12 protein-coding genes are annotated in these 13,277 nt (G+C 70.5%); 6 read left to right on the top strand and 6 right to left on the bottom strand.

Annotated elements, in window-relative coordinates; genetic code table 11:
- Positions 1-122: 122 nt before the first annotated feature.
- The 4 genes from ABL844_RS27930 to ABL844_RS27915 are packed head-to-tail and all read right to left on the bottom strand — an operon-like array spanning position 123 to position 4,297.
- On the bottom strand, positions 123-569 hold the full coding sequence (locus ABL844_RS27930; RefSeq protein ID WP_126023676.1) for a hypothetical protein: 447 nt from the start codon (positions 567-569) through the stop codon (positions 123-125).
- On the bottom strand, positions 559-1,911 hold the full coding sequence (locus ABL844_RS27925) for a phosphatase PAP2/dual specificity phosphatase family protein (RefSeq protein ID WP_418129695.1): 1,353 nt from the start codon (positions 1,909-1,911) through the stop codon (positions 559-561). The genes ABL844_RS27930 and ABL844_RS27925 overlap by 11 nt, the downstream gene beginning before the upstream one ends.
- Positions 1,908-3,674 (bottom strand): bifunctional alpha/beta hydrolase/class I SAM-dependent methyltransferase, encoded by a 1,767-nt coding sequence (locus ABL844_RS27920; RefSeq protein ID WP_418129694.1) that lies wholly within the window; start codon positions 3,672-3,674, stop codon positions 1,908-1,910. The genes ABL844_RS27925 and ABL844_RS27920 overlap by 4 nt, the downstream gene beginning before the upstream one ends.
- Positions 3,671-4,297 carry a CDP-alcohol phosphatidyltransferase family protein gene (locus tag ABL844_RS27915; RefSeq protein ID WP_126023673.1) on the bottom strand — a complete coding sequence of 209 codons (627 nt, stop codon included), beginning with the start codon at positions 4,295-4,297 and terminating at the stop codon, positions 3,671-3,673. The genes ABL844_RS27920 and ABL844_RS27915 overlap by 4 nt, the downstream gene beginning before the upstream one ends.
- Before the next feature lie 169 nt (positions 4,298-4,466).
- Between ABL844_RS27915 and ruvB the strand changes: the two genes are divergently transcribed.
- Complete coding sequence (ruvB, locus tag ABL844_RS27910) at positions 4,467-5,534, top strand: Holliday junction branch migration DNA helicase RuvB (RefSeq protein ID WP_418129693.1); 1,068 nt, start codon at positions 4,467-4,469, stop codon at positions 5,532-5,534.
- A 5-nt stretch (positions 5,535-5,539) separates the two neighbouring features.
- Positions 5,540-6,502 carry a CDF family Co(II)/Ni(II) efflux transporter DmeF gene (gene dmeF, locus ABL844_RS27905; protein ID WP_184640854.1) on the top strand — a complete coding sequence of 321 codons (963 nt, stop codon included), beginning with the start codon at positions 5,540-5,542 and terminating at the stop codon, positions 6,500-6,502.
- A gap of 27 nt (positions 6,503-6,529) precedes the next feature.
- Here the strand turns inward: dmeF and ABL844_RS27900 are convergent, their stop codons facing one another.
- Positions 6,530-8,272, bottom strand: a complete 1,743-nt coding sequence (locus ABL844_RS27900) for a lysoplasmalogenase family protein (protein WP_418129692.1) — start codon at positions 8,270-8,272, stop codon at positions 6,530-6,532.
- Positions 8,273-8,365: 93 nt separating this feature from the next.
- Between ABL844_RS27900 and ABL844_RS27895 the strand changes: the two genes are divergently transcribed.
- Positions 8,366-9,235, top strand: a complete 870-nt coding sequence (locus tag ABL844_RS27895; RefSeq protein WP_418129691.1) for a UDP-2,3-diacylglucosamine diphosphatase — start codon at positions 8,366-8,368, stop codon at positions 9,233-9,235.
- Positions 9,236-9,251: 16 nt separating this feature from the next.
- On the opposite strand, the gene ABL844_RS27890 is transcribed toward ABL844_RS27895, so the two are convergent.
- On the bottom strand, positions 9,252-9,500 hold the full coding sequence (locus tag ABL844_RS27890) for a hypothetical protein (protein ID WP_126023668.1): 249 nt from the start codon (positions 9,498-9,500) through the stop codon (positions 9,252-9,254).
- A 228-nt stretch (positions 9,501-9,728) separates the two neighbouring features.
- Here ABL844_RS27890 and ABL844_RS27885 point away from each other — a divergent pair, with 228 nt between their 5' ends.
- The 3 genes from ABL844_RS27885 (at position 9,729) to ABL844_RS27875 (ending at position 13,271) form a co-directional block, all read left to right on the top strand.
- Positions 9,729-10,922: an acyl-CoA dehydrogenase family protein gene (locus tag ABL844_RS27885; RefSeq protein WP_418129690.1), complete on the top strand. Its 1,194-nt coding sequence runs from the start codon at positions 9,729-9,731 to the stop codon at positions 10,920-10,922.
- 15 nt (positions 10,923-10,937) lie between these two features.
- Entirely contained in the window at positions 10,938-12,080 is a 1,143-nt protein-coding gene (locus ABL844_RS27880; protein ID WP_418129689.1) for an acyl-CoA dehydrogenase family protein, read from the top strand.
- Positions 12,081-12,158: 78 nt separating this feature from the next.
- The gene (locus tag ABL844_RS27875) at positions 12,159-13,271 is read left to right on the top strand and encodes a CaiB/BaiF CoA transferase family protein (RefSeq protein ID WP_418129688.1); all 1,113 of its coding nucleotides are present in this window, start codon (positions 12,159-12,161) and stop codon (positions 13,269-13,271) included.
- The last annotated feature ends 6 nt before the right edge of the window (positions 13,272-13,277 follow it).

Raw genomic sequence — 13,277 nt, 5'->3', positions numbered from 1 at the left:
CGTCGCCTCCGGCGTGAACGCCTGGTTCGGTGCGCACCGCGGAACTGGCTTTGCCGGGCCGCCGGTGCGGCCCGCGGCGAGGGGGGAGGAGGCCACACGCAGTGGGCAAGCCTGGGGGAGAGTCATGACAAGTCCTGTGTCATCAAGGCTAGTAGGAACAAGGCGCTCTGGCAGGCCACCACGATGGCGTGGCGCTGCATGAGCTGGCGGGTGCCCTGCACGCGGTCGTCGAGCGGGCGGGGCGCATGCTGCGAAGGCGGCGGCTCGCGCAGCCCGAGCGAGGAGAGCGCGCGATCGAGCGCCTCGAGCGAGGCGACGGTGTTGCGCGCGAGGCCGTCGAACAGCGCCTCGTCGAAGCGCAGGCGGAACGCGAAGTAGCGCTCCAGCGCGCCGAGGATGACGACGGCGCCGAAGCCCATGGTGGCGGTGGTCGAGAGCGAACGCAGCGTCAGCGCGAGCACCAGCGCCGAGATGCAGGTGAGCGCGAAGCCCCAGAGGGCCAGCAGCGCCATGGCGCGCAGCAGCGCCGCGAGCGCGGCGCATGTGGTTCTGTCGTTGTCATCGGTCATGGTGCGGCACCTCCTGCAAGGGCTCGAACGGCTCCAGGGAGACCCGCCACGCATCCCGCAGCACGATCTGCGGCCGTGCCCGGCGCACCGTGTCCTCGGCCTGGGCGACGCCACCGGCCGCGCCGTAGCGGCCCAGCCAGGCGATCACCGCCGCCGCGCTGCGCGAGAAGCCGAGCGCGCAGCAGACCCACACTGTGGCACCGTCCGCGTTCCTGCGCTGGCCTTCGATGACCGCCGCCGCGCGCTGCAGGCGCACGGTGGGTGGCACCGTCAGGTCGAGGATAGGTACGCAGCGCGCGTGCGGCACGCCGGCGGGCAGCTGCAGCTCGGCGCACAGGCTCACCAGCCGGGGCCGACCGGCCGCCAGCCATTCGGCGTGCGTCGGCCGGCGGCCCAGCCGCAGGCCCGGCACGATCTCGACCGAGGCCGGCAGGCTGCGCGTCCAGAGCCAGGCGTTGATGGCGGCGCCGAGCCGGTAGGGCGCGAGCATCCACCGCGCCGCCCAGGCCATGCGGCCATGGCCGTCCATCTGGAAGCCGCGCGCGCCGAAGCCCGCGTAGTTCAGCGCCACCAGCGCCAGCGAGGCGGCCGGCCAGGCGAGCCACAGCGCGATGCCGCCGCCGTAGAGCGCCGCCGCCAGGAACAGCGCCGCGCCCACCGCGTAGAAGCCCGCCAGCTTCCAGCGCTGCGGATCGCGGGTGGTGCGCCAGGCGCGCGGCATGGCCACCACGCGCTCCAGCGGCCACAGCCAGACGCAGAAGATGCCGAGCAGCGCGCCGGTCGGAATGTCGATGAAGTGGTGCTGCCAGGTCGTGAGCACCGACGCGCAGATGGCGAAGGCCCACACGTGCAGCACCAGCCGCGCCCACAGCGGCTTCAGGAACTGGCGATACCAGTCCCACAGGATCACCGCCAGCGCGATGTGCAGCGAGGGCGCCTGGTTGAAGGGCTGGTCGAAGCCGCGCAGCGCGTTGAACAGGAAGGCCGGCGCCCCGTCGACCGGCGGCTGCCCGAAGCTGAAGTGCAGCGGCCAAAGCACGAAGCAGGTGCAGGCGACGATGGTGGCCGTCAGCAGCCGCAGCGCGTGGCGGTCGAGCGCATGCTTGCTGCGCGCGAGGAAGAGCGACAGCGCGTAGAAGGCGTTGATCGTCCAGTACGGAAAGATGGTCCAAGGCCAGAACGGCACATGCCGCTCCCACTCGAAAGCCATCGACGGCACGTTGGCGCGCGTGGTGGCCCACCAGTTGGCGAAGCCGTAGGTCGCGTAGAACAGCGGCCCCAGCAGCACCAGCCAGGCGGCTGCGCGCTTCCAGGGCCGTCGTGCCGGCGGGGCGGTCGTCATTGCGCGACGCGCACCGCCAGCGACACCGTGAAGATGCCCCACTCGTCGACCCGCTGGTCGATCTTGCGGAAGCCCGCTTCTTCCACCAACTGGTCCATTTCGTACTGCGTGCGGCGGCGCATCACCCAGGCCTCGCCCTGGCGGTGGCTGGTGAGGGCGCGCGCGATCATCTCGAGCTGCGGATGCCAGGGCTGGCCGGTGTAGACCAGGTAGCCGCGGTCTTCCACCGCGTCGCCCACGCCCGCGAGCGAGCGGCGCACCATCTCGTTGTTGGGGAAGAGCTCGTACAGGCCCGACACCACCGCCAGCGTGGGCCGCGGCGTGACGCTGGCCAGGCTCATGCGGTCGAAGGCGTCGGCCTGCACGAACTGGGCGATGTCCTCCAGGCCCTTCTCGGCGATGAGCGCGCGGCCGTCGCGCACGTTGATGTCGCTGTAGTCGCGCAGCAGGATCGAACTGGCCTTCACCGGGCTGGCCTGCACCGCGTCGAGCACGTAGCGGCCGTGGCCGGCGGCGATGTCCATCACGCGCACCTCGCGGTGCATCTCGGCCAGCCGCTCCATCGCGATGCGCAGCAGCTCCTCGACGTGGATCTTGCGCTGGCGGATGCCGCGCCAGCCGATCGATTCCAGGTAGGTCTTGTCGATGGAGCGGCCGATGAACGAGCTGCCCTGCGGATGGTTGCGGTAGACGTAGTCGAGCGTGCTGCCGGAGTCGAAGCCGGTTTCGTGGCCCAGCTTGATGCCCTCCGACATCGTGCCGCCCAGCTTCAGCCCGGCGCGCGTCATGGCCCAGTAGGCGCCGCGCGGCGACAGGGGCGACAGCGGCTCGGCCAGCGCGCGCGACTCGTCGGCCGTCTCGCCGCTCAAATGCGCCTCACGGCGGTCCACCGGCACGGCGGGCTCGTCGAAGCGCTGCAGGATGAATTCGCGGATCTGCGCCACGGCCGGCGCGCGGTCCTTCTCGCCCAGCGTGTCGTGGAAGAAGCCCGGCAGCTCGGTCTTGGTTTTCACGGCGCTGCCCAGCCGCTCGAAGAACTGGTGCTGCGGCTTGTGGTGCACCACCCAGTCGGCGCCCGAGATGAGCAGCTGCACCGGCAGCGTGATCGCGTTGGCGTCGGCCACCACGCGTTCGGCCGCTTCGTAGAGGCCCAGCAGGATGTTGACGGCGATCGGCCGGCTGATGAGCGGGTCGCTCTCGTAGCTGGCGATGCGCTCCGGGTCGTGCGTGAGGAACTTCGCCTTCACGTAGCTGTTGACGAAGAACAGGCCGCGCAGCTTGTGCATCAGCGCCAGGCCGGGCCGCGCGAAGGGCACGTAGAGCTTGACCTTGAAGGCCGGCGAGGCGAGCGTGAGGCCGCGCACCTTGGGCGCGTAGTCGTGCGCCCAGGTGGCGATCAGCACCGCGCCCACGCTCTGCGCGACCACGTGGATGTCCTGCTCGGGCACGCCGTGCACCGCGCCGATGTGCTGCACGAAGGTCTGCACGTCGCGCACCAAATTGCCGAAGCTGGGGCTGTAGCCGCGCTGGCCCGGCGAGCGGCCGTGGCCGCGGGCGTCCCAGGCGTAGAAGTCGAAGTCGGGCAGGTCGAGCTCGTCGACCAGGTGCGCCATGCGCGCGCCGTGCTCGTGGCCGCGGTGGAAAAGCAGCACGGCGCCGCGCCGCGCGGCCCCCGTGGCGGGCCAGCGGCGATAGAAGAGCGATTCGCCGTCGTGCGTCTGGAAGTGGAGTTCCTCGGCGATGCGTGGAGTGGTGTTCGTCATTGAGTCCCTGTCTGATTCTTGTCGTCTGCCTCCGCCAGCGCCCGGCGGATGCGGTTGGTGATGGTCCAGGCCACGAGCGCGGCCACGAGCGGCATCAGCCAGGCCGTCCAGCCCGGCAGCGGCCCGCCCAGCGCCACGTACAGGCCGAGCGCGCCGAACACGAAGGCCCGGTCGCTCTTGCCCAGCGGGCCGTCGTAGCGGCGCGAGGCGCCCACGGTGGGGCCCAGCGCGCCGGCGAATTCGCTCAGCCCGGCCAGCACGATGACGGTGCCGACCCAGAAGCCGCCGAAGGGCTGGACCAGCGCGAAAGGCAGGTACAGCGCCGCGTCGGAGACCACGTCGGTCAGTTCGTTGAGGAAGGCGCCCAGCTTGCTCTGCTGGTTGTGCTCGCGCGCCAGCATGCCGTCGATGGCGTTGAAGGCCATGCGCAGGAACATCCACAGCGGGATGAGCCCGAAGGCCGCCAGCGAGGGCGCCGCGAAGAAGAGCCAGAGTCCGAGCGCCACCGATACCGCGCATGCCGCCAGCGTGACCTGGTTGGCGGTGACGCCCATCGCATGCAGCCGGATCACCAGAGGCCGCAGCAGGGCCTGGAAACGCGGCTTCAGTTCGTAGATCGACACGTGCTGGCTTCCCCTCGTTCGTTATATGGCCGAAGCATTCTGCCAGCGAAGAACAGGCCCCCACGCTCGGCACTGCGTGTCCTCGCTGCCCCCCGAGGGGGCGCTCGCTTGCTTGGGGCGGCCCGGCGCGGCGCTCGGGACTAAACTTGTAGTCGCACACCCCCAGCAAATGACCATCCAGACAGACGATTTCGCGCCCGCTCCCCAACGCGTGGTGTCCGCAGCCCCCGCTTCGCCCAACGAGGAGGCGATCGAACGGGCCCTGCGCCCCAAGCTGCTCGACGAATACGTCGGCCAGGCCAAGGTCCGCGAGCAGCTCGAGATCTTCATCGGCGCCGCGCGCAAGCGGCAGGAAGCCCTCGACCACGTGCTGCTTTTCGGCCCGCCGGGCCTGGGCAAGACCACGCTGTCGCACATCATCGCCGCCGAACTGGGCGTGAACCTGCGCCAGACCTCCGGCCCCGTGCTCGAGAAGCCCAAGGACCTGGCGGCGCTGCTGACCAACCTGGAGCCGAACGACGTGCTCTTCATCGACGAGATCCACCGGCTGAGCCCGGTCGTCGAGGAAATCCTGTACCCCGCGCTGGAGGACTACCAGATCGACATCATGATCGGCGAGGGCCCCGCGGCGCGCAGCATCAAGCTCGACCTGCAGCCCTTCACGCTGGTGGGCGCGACCACCCGCGCCGGCATGCTGACCAACCCGCTGCGCGACCGTTTCGGCATCGTCGCGCGGCTGGAGTTCTACACGCCCGAGGAGCTGGCGCTGATCGTGCACCGCAGCGCCGGCCTGCTCAAGGTTGAGGCCGACCCGGCCGGCGGCTTCGAGATCGCCCGCCGCTCGCGCGGCACGCCCCGCATCGCCAACCGCCTGCTGCGCCGCGTGCGCGACTACGCCGAGGTCAAGGGCACCGGCCGCATCACCGAAGACATCGCCCACCGCGCGCTGGCCATGCTCGACGTCGATCCGCAGGGCTTCGACCTGATGGACCGCAAGCTGCTGGAGGCCGTCATCCACCGCTTCGACGGCGGCCCGGTCGGCCTGGACAACGTGGCCGCCAGCATCGGCGAGGAGCGCGACACCATCGAGGACGTCATCGAGCCCTACCTCATCCAGCAGGGCTATCTGCAGCGCACCCCGCGCGGGCGCATCGCCACGCTGGCCGCCTACCGCCACCTGGGCGTGGCGCCGCCTTCGGGCCGCGCCGCCGACGGTCCCGATCTCTTTGGAGCCTGAATTCCATGCACACCCATGACCTGAGCGCCTGGCAGCACGACCACCATTTCGGCGCGGACACCTCTTCCGCCGAGCGCAGCACGCGCCTGGTGATGTGGATCACCTTCGCGATGATGGTCGTCGAGATCGGCGCCGGCTGGTGGTTCAACTCGATGGCGCTCCTGGCCGACGGCTGGCACATGAGCTCGCACGCGCTGGCCATCGGGCTGAGCGCCTTCGCCTACGCCGCCGCGCGCCGCTACGCGCGCGACCCGCGCTTCGCCTTCGGCACCTGGAAGATCGAGGTGCTCGGCGGCTTCGCGAGCGCGCTGGCGCTGCTGGGTGTGGCGGCGCTGATGGTGGTGGGCTCGCTGGAGCGGTTGTGGTCGCCCTCGGCCATCCATTACCCCGAAGCGATCGCGGTGGCGGTGCTGGGGCTGGTGGTCAATCTGGTCTGCGCGCGGCTGCTGGGCGGGGCGCATCACCATCACGGGCACGACCACGGCCATGCGCACGATCACCATGGGCACGGCCATCACGACCACCATGGCCACGACCTGAACCTGCGCTCGGCCTACCTGCACGTCGTGGCCGACGCCGCCACCTCGGTGCTCGCGATCGCGGCGCTGCTGGGCGGCTGGTTCTACGGCTGGGCCTGGCTCGACCCGGCCATGGGCATCGTCGGCGCGGTGCTGGTGGCGGTCTGGGCCAAGGGACTGCTGAAGGAAACCGGCAAGGTGCTGCTCGACCGCGAGATGGACCACCCCGTCACGCAGGAGATCAGGGAAGGCGTCGAGACCCTGCTGGCCGACTCCGAGACCCGCGTGGCCGACCTGCACGTTTGGCGCGTGGGCCGCGACGCGTATGCCTGCGCGCTCACGGTGGTGACCCACTCGCCGACGCTCACGGCCGACGAGGTGCGGGCCTGCTTCTCGATGCACGAGGAGATCCGCCACTCGACGGTGGAAATCCAGCGCTGCGCCGATTAGGTCCAGCGGGGAGCGAGCGAGCCGAAGTCAGGCCTTGGGCCGGGCGTGCCGCACGATCAGCACCTGCGCCGCGTAGTACGTCGCCAGCACCCACAGCTGCGCCAGCGGCAATGGCGCCACGAACTTGTTGGTTGCCAGCAGCGAGTCGCTCAGCATGAAGAAGCACGCGCCCACCGCCACCCATGGGGCCGATGGGTCGGCCCGGCGCAGCACCGCGGCGCGCCCGATCGCCTGCGCCGCCATGCAGGCGATCACCACCACGTAGGCGCCGACCGGGATCCGCAGCGCCGCAGGCAGCCCGCCGTGCCAGAGAAAGGCGTACATCCCCGCGCCGACCAGCAGCGTGGCCGCCAGCGCCCCCGGCCGCGGGAACAGGCCCACGCCGATGCGAAACAGCGCGATGTAGGCAAGGTGGGCCAGCAGGAAGCACACGAGGCCCGGCACGAACATCCCGCCCGGCCCCATCAGCAGCACGTCGCCTGCCAGCGAGGCGACCAGGCCCGCCAGCAGCAGGCCATCGAAGCCGGTGATCGGGCCGGCCGAAAGCGCCCGCCGGGCCGCGAGGAAGATCGCGATCGACAGCGCCAGCGGCTTGAACAGGTAGTGCAGCCAGCCGATGCCCAGTGCCGCGCTGGCCGTGGCAAGCGCGCAGGCCTCGATCAGCAGCACCTCGGTGACAGACAGCCGCCCCTGCAGAACGCCGCCGATAGCCCACAGCATGGCCGTCAGCGCGGCCAGCCACACGGCCGAATGCGACAGCGGCAGGAGGTCGGAGAACCACAGGAACACCACCGCGCACCCGACCAGCAGCAGGAACTGGATGCCCGCGAACCACTGAACGCCCGCGCTAACCACCGGTTCGTAGCGCGTCACCTTCGCGATGTCGAAGGGCGGCTTCGGAAAGCGCGCCGCCACGTCGGCCGGCCGCCAGCCCGGCGGCCTGATCCATACGCGCAGCTTGTCGGCCCAGCTGCGCGCGTGCCATGAATCCTTCGCGAGCGCCCAGTAGACCTCGGCGTTGGCCCACAGCGGGTCCCAGCTGCGCAGCCCGCCGCGCGTGCCGTAGACGCAGCGCTCGTCCTCCTCGCGGAAGGTGCCGAACATGCGGTCCCACACGATCAGCACGCCGCCGTAATTGCGGTCGAGGTAGCGGTCGTTCACCGCATGGTGCACGCGATGGTTGGAAGGCGAGCAGAACCAGCGGTCGAACCAGCCCAGCTTGCCCACCTGCTCGGTGTGCACCCAGAACTGGTAGAGCAGGTCGACGAGCGACACCACGACGAACACCAGCGGCGGCACGCCCGCCACCGCCATCGGCAGGTAGAAGATCCAGCCCAGCAGCGCGCCGCTGGAGGTCTGGCGCAGCGCAGTCGAGAGGTTGTAGTGCTGGCTCTGGTGGTGCACCACGTGCGCGGCCCACAGCACGGCCGACTCGTGGCCCATGCGGTGCAGCCAGTAGTAGCAGAAGTCGTAGAACACGAGCGCCAGCAGCCAGCCGTACCAGGCGGTCCAGAACTCCTTCGCTGCTTCCTGCGGAAAGAGCGCGATCGACGAGTACACGGCTGTGTAGATGCCGATGCGCAGAAGGCCGGTGAGCACCGCGCTGATCTGGCTCAGCATGCCCAGCCCGACGCTGTTGACGGCGTCGGCGAGGCGGTAGGTGTCCTGTCCCGTGCCACGGCGGGCACGCGCGCGGCCGACCGCGAATTCGATCCCCATCAGCAGGAAGAAGACAGGGGTCGCTAGAACGATGATCTGGCCAGGTCGCATCGCGCGATTGTGCGTTGCTGCGCTGCGACAAGTCATCGGGATGTCACGGGGACGCCATCGTATGGTCACCCGGCGGTGGGAGCCTACCCGGCCATGCAACGCGACGACGCTTTCCTTCGCGCATGGCGCGACACCGCGACCCGGGCCCTCGACCCCGAGGACGACGATCGCGGGCGTCCGCCACTGCAATTCCGCACCCTCTGGATCTCCGACCTGCACCTGGGCACCCCCGGCAGCCAGGCCCGGGCCCTGCTCGATTTCCTCAAGCACACCGAGTGCGAGACCCTGTTCCTGGTCGGCGACATCATCGACGGCTGGCAGCTCAAGCGGCACTGGTACTGGCCGCAGGCGCACAACGACGTGATCCAGAAGCTGCTGCGCAAGGCGCGCAAGGGTACGCGCGTGATCTTCATCCCGGGCAACCACGACGAGTTCGCCCGCAAGTACCTGCACCACAACTTCGGCGGCATCGACGTGGCCGACGAGTGGATCCACGAGACGGCCGACGGCCGCAAGCTCTGGATCATCCACGGCGACCTGTTCGACGGCGTGATCCAGTGCGCCAAGTGGCTGGCCTACGTGGGCGACTCGCTCTACGAGTTCACGCTCAAGCTCAACCGCCACCTCAACTCGCTGCGCGCGCGCATGGGGCTGCCGTACTGGTCGCTGTCCAAGTACCTCAAGGGCAAGGTCAAGCGGGCCGTGAGCTACGTGGGCGACTTCGAAGTGGCCGTGGCGCGCGAGGCCAGCAAGCGCGGCGCGCAGGGCGTGGTCTGCGGCCACATCCACCATGCCGAGATGCGCGACATCGACGGCATCCTCTACTGCAACGACGGCGACTGGGTCGAAAGCCTCACGGCGCTGGCCGAGCATGCCGACGGCACGCTGGAAATCATCGACTGGGCCAAGCACATGCCCGTGCCTGCTAAGGCGGTGCCGCAGCGCGAAGCCGTCGCCGCCTGAGCCTGGCGGCCGGTCGTCAGCCCTTGCGATCGGGGCCGTTCGCCGTCGCGTGGCCGAGCTGCTCGCGCCAGGCGTCGTAGTGCCTGAACATGCTCTTGCCCAGCTCGTCCATCCACAGCCACCAGGCCAGCGCGAGCTTCTCGGGGCCGTCGGCTTCCGGCAGGTTCTGGAAAAGGGTGGAGGCGGCGGCAGGCGGTTCCGGCAGTTCGTAGTCGCACAGCCGCTCGACGCTGGCGTGCGGGAAGCCGGGAATGACAGTGCTCACTGCGGTGCTCCTTCAGCGCGGCGCATTTTTCTGCGCCCGGAACGACTCCCCGGCAGATTGAAACAGGAAGCGGCGCGGCGGCGTATCGGACTATCCCGGATGAAAACAAAAGTCCACTGGAATCCGTAGGTCGCTGGCGGCCAAACCACGTTCGTCCGATCCGACGATGCCACCGGCCCCCGCCGGCATCACACTCGCCGCAGCATCCCGATTGGAGACGACAAACACATGGCCTGGGCACTCACGGCCGCGGAAACCGCATTCCGCGACGAGGTTCGAGACTTCCTGGCGCGCGAGCTGACGCCCGAGCTGCGCGCCGCCGGCCGGCGCAGCTCGGGCATCTTCAGCGACTACGAATACGGCAACCGCTGGCACCGCATCCTCGCCAGGCGCGGCTGGAGCGTGCCGCACTGGCCGGTGGAGCATGGCGGTACCGGCTGGACGCCGATGCAGCACTACATCTTCTCGGCCGAGCTGGCGGCCGCCGACGCGCCGGCGCGCGCGCCCATGGGCCCGGGCATGGTCGCGCCGGTGATCATCGCCTTCGGCACCGAGGCGCAGAAGCGCGCCTGGCTGCCCGGCATCCGCTCGGGCGAGGACTACTGGTGCCAGGGCTACTCGGAGCCGCAGTCGGGCTCCGACCTCGCCTCGCTGCAGTGCAAGGCCGTGCGAGATGGCGACCACTACGTCATCAACGGCACCAAGATCTGGACCACCCACGCCCAGTACGCCAACCGCATGTTCTGCCTGGTGCGCACCGCGTCGGGCGGCAAGCCGCAGCAGGGCATCAGCTTCCTGTGCTTCGACATCCCGGCGCCGGGCATCACCATCCGGCCGATCATCAGCATCTCGGGCGACCACGAGCTCAACCAGGTGTTCTTCGACGACGTGCGCGTGCCGGCCGAGGGGCTCATCGGCGAGGAGAACCAGGGCTGGACCATCGCCAAGTACCTGCTGCAGCACGAGCGCGGCGGCGCGTGGGCGCCGATGCTGCGCGCGCGCCTGCGCCGGCTGCAGCAAGCCGCCGACGCGGCCTTCGCGGCAGGCGACACGCGTGAAGCCGACGACATGGCCCTGCGCCTCGCCGAAGCCGAATGCGCCATCGACGCGCTCGAGGCCACCGAGCTGCAGTCGCTGCGCGCCCAGGCCCGCGGCGAGCCGCACGGCATCCGCCCGTCGATGGGCAAGGTGCTGGGCTCCGAGCTGCGCCAGCGGCTGACCGAGCTGGGCGTCGAAATCGCCGCCCACTACGCCGCCGCCGACCTGCCGCTGGACGACGGCCTGCAGGGCGGCGCGCTGCCCGTTCCCGAGGATGCCGTGTTCTCGATGTCGGCCTACCTCAACGACCGCGCGGCCTCGATCTATGCGGGCTCGAACGAGGTGCAGCGCAATATCGTCGCTGCCCATCTGCTGGCGAACTGAGAGAGAAGCCGCTCCATGAACGCCACCACCGAACGCGACGACACCCTGGCGATGCTGCGCGACAGCCTCGCGCGCTACCTCGACGACAACCACGGCTTCGAGCAGCGCCTGTACGCGCTGCGCAAGGCCGACGACGCGCCGCCGCCGTTCTGGCGCGGCCTCGCCACCGAACTCGACCTGCTGCGCGCGCCACTGCCCGAGTCGCAGGGCGGCCTCGGCGGCGGCATGGCCGCGCATCTCGCGATGATGGAAACGCTGGGCGGCGCGCTCGCCGCCGAGCCTTATCTGTCGACGATGGTGATCGGCGCCAGCCTGCTGCAGCGCAACCCCGGCACGCGGGCCGATGCGCTGCTCGCTCGCGTGGTCGCCGGCGACGCCGTACTCGCCTTTGCGCATGCCGAGCCGCAGAGCCGGCACGACCGCGCCGAAGTACAGGCCCAAGCCGTGCGCGATGCCGACGGCTCCTTCCGCCTCGACGGCCGCAAGGCCGTGGTGCACGCCGCGCCATGGGCCAGCCACCTGCTCTTGAGCGCGCGAAGCGGTGCCGGCCTCTCGCTCTTCGTCGTTCCGAAGAACGCGCCCGGCCTGCGCCTTCGCGCCTACCCGACGCGCGACGGCGGCCGCGCAGCCGACATCGCCCTCGACGACCTGCGCCTGCCCGCCGATGCCTTGCTGGGCACGGAAGGCGCCGCGCTGCCGCAGATCGAACAGGCGCTCGACGAAGCCACGCTCGCCGTCTGCGCCGAGTCCGTCGGCGTCATGCGCCGCCTGATGCGCGACACGCTCGACTACGTGCGCCAGCGCAAGCAGTTCGGCGTGCCGATCGCGAGCTTCCAGGTGCTGCAGCACCGGCTGGCCGACATGCACATGGCGCTGGAACAGGCGGCGGCGCTCACCGCCAGCGTGGGTGAAGCCATCGACACGGCATCCGCGCCGGAACGCGCACGCGCCGTTTCGTCCGCCAAGGTGGCCGCCGCGAAGGCCTGCAAGGCCGTGGGGCAGGGCGCGGTGCAGCTGCACGGCGGCATGGGCATGACGCAAGAGCTGGCGGTGGGCCACTACGTGCGCCGCGCCACGCTCATCGAAGGCCAGTTCGGCCCGCCTTCGTGGCATCTGCGGCGCGTGGCGAAGCTGCGTGCCGCCGCCGCGATGGCATAGCGCCGCGCATTCGTCGCTTTCGACGATGCGGCGCCGTGGGCCCGGCGCCAAGATGCCTCCACACACAGGAGACGCACCATGGCTGGTCCACTGCAAGGCCTTCGGGTGATCGAGATGGCGGGCATCGGCCCGGGGCCGTTCTGCGCGATGCTCTTCGCCGACATGGGCGCGGAGGTGATCCGCATCGAGCGGCCTGGCACGCGCACTGCGCCGCACGACATCCTCGCGCGCGGGCGCAGCACGCTGCAGGTCGATCTGCGCGCGGAAGGCGCCGCGCAATCGGTGCTCGACGCCATCGCCAGGGCCGACGTGCTCATCGAGGGCTTCCGTCCTGGCGTGATGGAGCGGCTGGGGCTCGGTCCCGCCGAGTGCCACGCGCGCAACCCGCGGCTGGTGTACGGCCGCATGACCGGCTGGGGCCAGCACGGTCCGCTCGCGCATGCGGCGGGCCACGACATCAACTACATCGCCATCAGCGGCGCGCTGCACGCCATCGGCCGCGCGGGCGAGCCGCCGGTGCCGCCGCTGAACTACGTGGGCGACTTCGGCGGCGGCGCGATGCTGCTGGCCTTCGGCATCCTCGCCGCGCTGCACGAGGCCAAGGGCTCGGGCCAGGGGCAGGTGGTCGACGCAGCCATGACCGACGGCGCGGCGCTGCTGTCTTCCATGATGTACGGCTTCAGGTCGGCCGGCCAGTGGAGCAACCAGCGCGGCGAGAACATGCTCGACGGCGGCGCGCACTTCTACGACACCTACGCCTGCGCCGACGGCAAGTACGTGGCGGTGGGCGCCATCGAGCCGCAGTTCTACGCGCTGCTGCGCGAGCGCTGCGGCATCGCCGACGACACCGCCTTCGACGCGCAGATGGACGCCGACCGCTGGCCGCTGCTCAAGCTGCGCATGGCCGACGTGTTCCGCACCCGCACGCGCGACGAGTGGTGCGTGCTGCTCGAGGGCAGCGACGCCTGCTTCGCGCCCGTGCTCGACTGGGACGAGGCCCCGGAGCACCCGCACAACGTGGCGCGCGGCACCTTCGCCAACGTGGGCGGCGTGGTGCAGCCCGCGCCGGCGCCGCGCTTCAGCCGCACCGCGCCCGTGGTGCCGCAGCCCGCGGCGCGCGACGACGGCCCGACGGTGCTGCGCCGCTGGGGCGTGGCGGCGGAAGCCATCGCGCCCCTGTGCGGGGCTTGAAGAAGG

Origin of the sequence: Variovorax sp. 278MFTsu5.1 (genome assembly GCF_048305045.1) — a bacterium.
GTDB classification, from domain to species: domain Bacteria; phylum Pseudomonadota; class Gammaproteobacteria; order Burkholderiales; family Burkholderiaceae_C; genus Variovorax; species Variovorax guangxiensis.
This window is presented reverse-complemented; position numbering and strand designations above follow the sequence as displayed.

Coding starts and splice junctions, on each gene's coding strand:
- ABL844_RS27930 (WP_126023676.1), bottom strand. CDS start 569: ATGACCGATGACAACGACAGAACCACATGCGCCGCGCTCGCGGCGCTG.
- ABL844_RS27925 (WP_418129695.1), bottom strand. CDS start 1,911: ATGACGACCGCCCCGCCGGCACGACGGCCCTGGAAGCGCGCAGCCGCC.
- ABL844_RS27920 (WP_418129694.1), bottom strand. CDS start 3,674: ATGACGAACACCACTCCACGCATCGCCGAGGAACTCCACTTCCAGACG.
- ruvB (WP_418129693.1), top strand. CDS start 4,467: ATGACCATCCAGACAGACGATTTCGCGCCCGCTCCCCAACGCGTGGTG.
- dmeF (WP_184640854.1), top strand. CDS start 5,540: ATGCACACCCATGACCTGAGCGCCTGGCAGCACGACCACCATTTCGGC.
- ABL844_RS27900 (WP_418129692.1), bottom strand. CDS start 8,272: ATGCGACCTGGCCAGATCATCGTTCTAGCGACCCCTGTCTTCTTCCTG.
- ABL844_RS27895 (WP_418129691.1), top strand. CDS start 8,366: ATGCAACGCGACGACGCTTTCCTTCGCGCATGGCGCGACACCGCGACC.
- ABL844_RS27885 (WP_418129690.1), top strand. CDS start 9,729: ATGGCCTGGGCACTCACGGCCGCGGAAACCGCATTCCGCGACGAGGTT.
- ABL844_RS27880 (WP_418129689.1), top strand. CDS start 10,938: ATGAACGCCACCACCGAACGCGACGACACCCTGGCGATGCTGCGCGAC.
- ABL844_RS27875 (WP_418129688.1), top strand. CDS start 12,159: ATGGCTGGTCCACTGCAAGGCCTTCGGGTGATCGAGATGGCGGGCATC.